The organism is Protofrankia symbiont of Coriaria ruscifolia (assembly GCF_900634745.1).
Classification (GTDB): Bacteria; Actinomycetota; Actinomycetes; order Frankiales; family Frankiaceae; genus Protofrankia; species Protofrankia californiensis.
On sequence record NZ_CAAAFR010000048.1, the window covers coordinates 1 to 4,873 of the forward strand.

The following is a 4,873-nucleotide window of genomic DNA, read 5'->3' on the forward strand; positions in this document are numbered from 1 at the left end:
GGCCGGCATCGTGGCTGGCGCCACGGCCGGCATCGTGGCTGGCGCCACGGCCGGCAGCGTGGCCGGCGTTGTGCGTGAGGATCGCGTGGGAGATCACCGGGGTGGGGGTGGCTTCGTCGCGGGGGGCGATGCGTATGTCCACCCCGTGCGCGGCGAGCACTGTCAGCGCGCTGTCACGAGCCGGCGCGGACAGGGCGTGCGTGTCGATGCCGAGGAACAGCGGCCCGTCCACCCCGTGCGCGGCGCGGTGCTCGCAGATCGCCTGCGTGATCGCGACGATGTGGTCGGCGTTGAAGGAGCGTCGCAGCGACGAACCGCGATGCCCGGACGTCCCGAACGCGACCCGCTGGGAGGCGTCGGCGGGGTCGGGGTGCTCGTCGTGGTAGGCGGCCAGCAGCGCGTCCACGTCGATGAGGATGTCGGGTGGCGCGGGCCGGCCCGCGAGCGGACTGGGCGGCATCAGGCGGTCCCCTCGAACAGGAAGTGACGGGCACGGGCGCCGGTCACGGCCGCGCCCGGAATGGTTGCGGCATTGAGCCTAGCGGGCCGGCGGCGGCACGGTTGTGGCTGCTTCTTGTGAGTAGGAGCGGGCGTGCCGGGCGTGGCCGGATGTGATACATCCGGTAAGATGTCGAAACCATGCCGTAGTCCAGTTACTGTCCGCCCGTGAGGCTCGGGGTGATGGGCGGGACCTTTGATCCGGTGCACAACGGCCACCTGGTGGCCGCCAGCGAAGTCGCGGCCCTGTTCGATCTGGACGAGGTGGTCTTCGTCCCCAGCGGGCGACCGTGGCAGAAGGTCGACCGGGACGTCTCACCGGCCGAGGACAGGTACCTCATGACCTTCCTCGCGACAGCAGGTAACCCTCATTTTACGGTAAGTCGGATTGACGTCGACCGCGGCGGACCGACGTACACCATCGACACGCTGCGGGACCTGCGTCGAGAGCGCAGCAAGGCCACGTTGTTCTTCATCACCGGCGCGGACGCGCTGGCGCAGATCCTGAGCTGGCGGGATGTCCGGGAGCTGTTCGCGCTGGCCCACTTCGTGGGCGTCACCCGACCCGGCTACCAGCTCGAACTCGACGCGAGCCTGCCCGTGGACGCCGTCAGTCTCCTCGAGGTGCCGGCGCTGGCGATCTCGTCGTCCGACATTCGCGCCCGGGTCAGCCGCGGGGCGCCGATCTGGTACCTCACCCCGGACGGGGTGGTGCGTTTCATCGCCAAGAGCGGTCTGTACCAGCCTCGTGACCCCGCTGACCCGGCCAACCTCACTGGTCCGGCCGGCTTGGAAACCCGTGCCGCCGGCACCGCCGGTGGCGGTGGCGGCGGCGCAACCGGGCCGTCCGCGGAAACCGGGCTGACCAGGCCGGCAGGTCCGCTGAGCCGGCGCAGGACAAATCCAGACCCGTGAAAGTGTTGTGTGTGTGTCAGGCTGGACAGGCAGTACGCAAGCTGGTTCGGCGCACGCCCATGGACAGCGATCGACGGACATGCGCCGGCCATATCAGCACGGGTGATGGTCGCAACCGCGACGATCCACCGAAGCCTGACGATCCACCGAGCCCAGAGAGGTGCATTCGTGACCGCATCCCCGCGAGCCGTCGAGCTCGCCCTCGAAGCGGCGCAGGCCGCCGCGGACAAGCTTGCCCACGACATCGTCGTGCTCGATGTCAGTGAGCGTCTTGCCATCACGGACTGCTTCGTCGTCGCGTCAGCGGATAACGAACGGCAGGTCAAAGCCGTCGTTGACGGGATCGAGGAGCATCTGCGCGGCTTCGACGCCAAGCCGGTCCGCCGGGAGGGGGAACGCGAGGGACGCTGGGTGCTGCTCGACTTCGCCGACGTCGTGGTGCATGTGCAGCGGGGTGAGGAGCGGACGTACTACGACCTGGAGAGGCTGTGGAAGGACTGCCCACGGGTCGCCTTCACCGACCGTGACCTCGCGCGTCATGCGGAAGTAGCCGCACTCGGCGCGGGCCGCCGGTGAGGGTCCTGCTGTGGCGCCACGGACGCACCTCATGGAATGACCTGGGCAGGTTCCAGGGCCACGCCGATCCGCCGCTGGACGCCACCGGTCGGGCCCAGGCCCGGCTGGTGGCGCCGGCGGTCCGGGCCCTCGTCCCGGACGTCGTGGTGTCCTCGGATCTGCTGCGCTGCCGGGCCACCGCCGCCGAGCTGGGTCTTGCGGTCCGGGCGGACGCCCGGCTGCGCGAGATATCGGTGGGGGCGTGGTCGGGCCTGACGGCGGAACAGGCCGCGGTGCGCTTTCCCGAGGAGGCGGCGGCCTGGCGCCGCGGTGAGGACGTCCGCCGCGGCGGTGGCGAAACCTACGAGGAGGTCGGCGCGCGAGCGATCGGCGTCGTGGAGGATCTCGTCGCTGAAGAGCTCTCCGGCGGCGACGGGCTCGCCGTGCTGGTCCTGCACGGCGGCACCGCCCGAGCCCTCATCGGTCGGATGCTCGACATGCCGCCGCCGATGTGGTGGCGGTTCGGCCCGCTGGGGAACTGCCGATGGTCGCTCCTGCGCCGCTCCAACGGGAAGTTCCGGCTGGTCGAGCACAACAGCGGTCCGCTCGCAGCCGCTCACAGTGATGATCTGGGGACGCTGGCGGCGGGCCTGCCCGCGCAGGCTGCCCTGACCACTGCCGGCACCGAAACCGTTCCCGACATCGAACCGGTACACTCACCGGGTGCCTCCTGAAGGGGCGCCTGGCAGAACCTGTAAGGTGTGAAAGGTACGCAGGAGCGGCAAGGAGACGGATAGCAGGGCAGGTAGCAAGAGCACATCTGGGGCTGTGGCGCAGTCTGGTAGCGCATCACACTGGCAGTGTGAGGGTCAGGGGTTCGAATCCCCTCAGCTCCACCATTTTACTGATCATGCCCCTGACCTGCGTGAATGCGTTTTACGATCTATCGCTTAGAGGTCCGGCGCTTGGATCGGTGTTGGTCAGGGCCTCGGTGGCTGGTTCGAGCCCCGCCTGGACGACCACGTTGCCGTCATGCGAACCGCCTCCTTTCGGGGCGTTTGGGACGGGTGGGCGGCGGTGGCGCCGACGCCTGGACCAGGTCACAGGAACGGTGTCGCGCTCGGAGACGTCCAGCCGCCCGGCGGTACCAGTTCCCTCACCCAAGTTCGCCAGATCCGTAGCTCCGAGCCCTCCAGATCCGTAGATCTGCACGCTCCAGATCCGGCGTTTGGAGCGCTCCAGATCCGTAGGTCAACTAGGCTTCCGGCTATGACTGCGCGGTTGCACGGACCGGCGTCCTGGCCGCTCAGTCGACGAAGGCAAGTCTCCCTGAGCTCGCGACGAAGTCGACAGAGCGTAACTATGTTGTTGACCTAGGAAAACAGGTTGACTCTATAAGTTCCTGGACCGCGTTGATCAGCGAAGGGTCAGGTCGGAACTCTGATCAACCGGTTCGGTTCCCGAGACCAGCCTCTTGATTGCGATTACGGAAGGTAGCGGTCGGGGAGAAGTGGTTCTCTCGTCGTCGAACACCGCGGCCCAGCGTCCCAGTACGTCCCGGCCAGGCTGCTCGCCGTCGCCGGGCTCGGCCGGCCCGTCGTCGTCGGCCGCCCTCGCCTGGCGGCCCTCGACGACCAGCAGACCCGCTGCCCGGGCCGCGGTCCATGCCTGCTGCAGATCCCGGATGTCGATCGCCCGCCGCGACGTCGGCGGCAGCGCGACGCCGGCCGCGGCGCACACCGCCGCGAGGTCGGTGGGCCGCGGCGCCCCCGCTGGCGTCACCGGCCGGCCGGCGCCTGCCCAGGCGGCGAGCCCCCGCCCGCGGGTGAACAGCAGGCAGCTCTCGGCGGCGCGCGCGAGCGCGTCAGGATCGTCGAGCGCGGCGGCGGAGTCCAGGGTCTGGGTCACGATCACGAGCCTAGAACCGCTTCGTTGCCGCCCTCGCGGCGAGATGGCCCGGGCGGGGTGGCCCGCCTGTCGCCTGCCTCGGCACAGTCGCGGTCCCTCAGAACCGGGCGTGCCAGCCGTCCCTGCATTCGGCTCAAGCCGCGTCGCTCGGTGCTACCCGTTAACTCCTGTGGGCTGTGGCTGTGGGGTGCGGGCCGGGTGGCGCCCTGGCGTCGGGCGCAGCCGCATGACGGTGTTTCGTCCGGCGACTGTCGAGATCGGGGGTCGGTTTGCATTGTTCGACCGGACTGGCGGACTGCTGGCATTGCAGATAAAATGCAGGCATGACCGCGATCACGATCCGCGACGTCCCGGATCCGACTCTGGATGCCCTGAAGCTCAAGGCCGCGCAGACGGGCCGCAGCCTGCAGGCCTACCTGCTCGACCTGGTCACCCGAGATGCCCGTACGCCGACCCTGGCGGACATGATGGCTCGCCTCGACCGTGAAACGCGCGCCGATCTCGCCACCTCGGACATCCTCACCGCGATCGACGAGGGCCGGGAACGCGCGTGAGCAGTCCAGAGGCTGTGATCGACTGCTCGGCGCTGATACGGACGCTGACCGATCACGGCCCGACCGGGCAGGCGGTGCGCCGCCGGCTCGCCAGCCTCGAGTCGCTCGCCGCGCCCGGACTGCTCGACTACGAGGTGATCTCGGCCCTGTTCGGGATGGTCCGTGGTCGGAAGGTCACTGCACGGGATGCGGAGAAGGCCATCGGTGACTACCAGCTCCTGCCGCTTGTGCGGCACGAGACACTGATCCTGTGGACACGCGTCCGCGACCTGCACCACAACCTCAGCGCCTACGACGCCCAGTACGTCGCCCTCGCCGAGACCTTGAGACTGCCACTGATCACCAGCGACGCCCGCGTCGAACGCAGCGGCGCCGCCAAGTGCCCCGTCGAGGTCTTTGCTTGACGTCCTTCCCCTCGTGAACGAGGGGGATTCCAACTACAC

Annotated in this window: 5 protein-coding genes, 1 tRNA gene and 2 pseudogenes; 6 read left to right on the plus strand and 2 right to left on the minus strand. The window is 69.1% G+C overall.

The window, feature by feature from the left end:
* A pseudogene (locus tag CV1CTNOD_RS07465) lies at positions 1-460 on the minus strand (phosphoglucomutase, alpha-D-glucose phosphate-specific); the annotation flags it as partial.
* A 206-nt stretch (positions 461-666) separates the two neighbouring features.
* Between CV1CTNOD_RS07465 and nadD the strand changes: the two are divergent.
* The 4 genes and pseudogenes from nadD to CV1CTNOD_RS07485 all read left to right on the plus strand — a co-directional run.
* A pseudogene (nadD, locus tag CV1CTNOD_RS07470) lies at positions 667-1,263 on the plus strand (nicotinate-nucleotide adenylyltransferase); the annotation flags it as partial.
* Between the two features lie 318 nt (positions 1,264-1,581).
* The gene (gene rsfS / locus CV1CTNOD_RS07475) at positions 1,582-1,989 is read left to right on the plus strand and encodes a ribosome silencing factor (RefSeq protein ID WP_131785423.1); all 408 of its coding nucleotides are present in this window, start codon (positions 1,582-1,584) and stop codon (positions 1,987-1,989) included.
* Positions 1,986-2,702, plus strand: coding sequence for a histidine phosphatase family protein (locus tag CV1CTNOD_RS07480; RefSeq protein ID WP_131785424.1), 717 nt, complete (start codon positions 1,986-1,988; stop codon positions 2,700-2,702). The genes rsfS and CV1CTNOD_RS07480 overlap by 4 nt, the downstream gene beginning before the upstream one ends.
* 88 nt (positions 2,703-2,790) lie before the next feature.
* Positions 2,791-2,867 (plus strand) — tRNA-Ala (locus CV1CTNOD_RS07485).
* Between the two features lie 517 nt (positions 2,868-3,384).
* Here CV1CTNOD_RS07485 and CV1CTNOD_RS07490 read toward each other — a convergent pair.
* On the minus strand, positions 3,385-3,876 hold the full coding sequence (locus tag CV1CTNOD_RS07490) for a hypothetical protein (RefSeq protein ID WP_131785425.1): 492 nt from the start codon (positions 3,874-3,876) through the stop codon (positions 3,385-3,387).
* Between the two features lie 323 nt (positions 3,877-4,199).
* Between CV1CTNOD_RS07490 and CV1CTNOD_RS07495 the strand changes: the two genes are divergently transcribed.
* On the plus strand, positions 4,200-4,430 hold the full coding sequence (locus CV1CTNOD_RS07495) for a FitA-like ribbon-helix-helix domain-containing protein (RefSeq protein WP_131785426.1): 231 nt from the start codon (positions 4,200-4,202) through the stop codon (positions 4,428-4,430).
* Positions 4,427-4,834, plus strand: coding sequence for a type II toxin-antitoxin system VapC family toxin (locus CV1CTNOD_RS07500; RefSeq protein ID WP_131785427.1), 408 nt, complete (start codon positions 4,427-4,429; stop codon positions 4,832-4,834). The genes CV1CTNOD_RS07495 and CV1CTNOD_RS07500 overlap by 4 nt, the downstream gene beginning before the upstream one ends.
* Positions 4,835-4,873: the final 39 nt, after the last annotated feature.

Coding starts and splice junctions, on each gene's coding strand:
- CV1CTNOD_RS07495 (WP_131785426.1), top strand. CDS start 4,200: ATGACCGCGATCACGATCCGCGACGTCCCGGATCCGACTCTGGATGCC.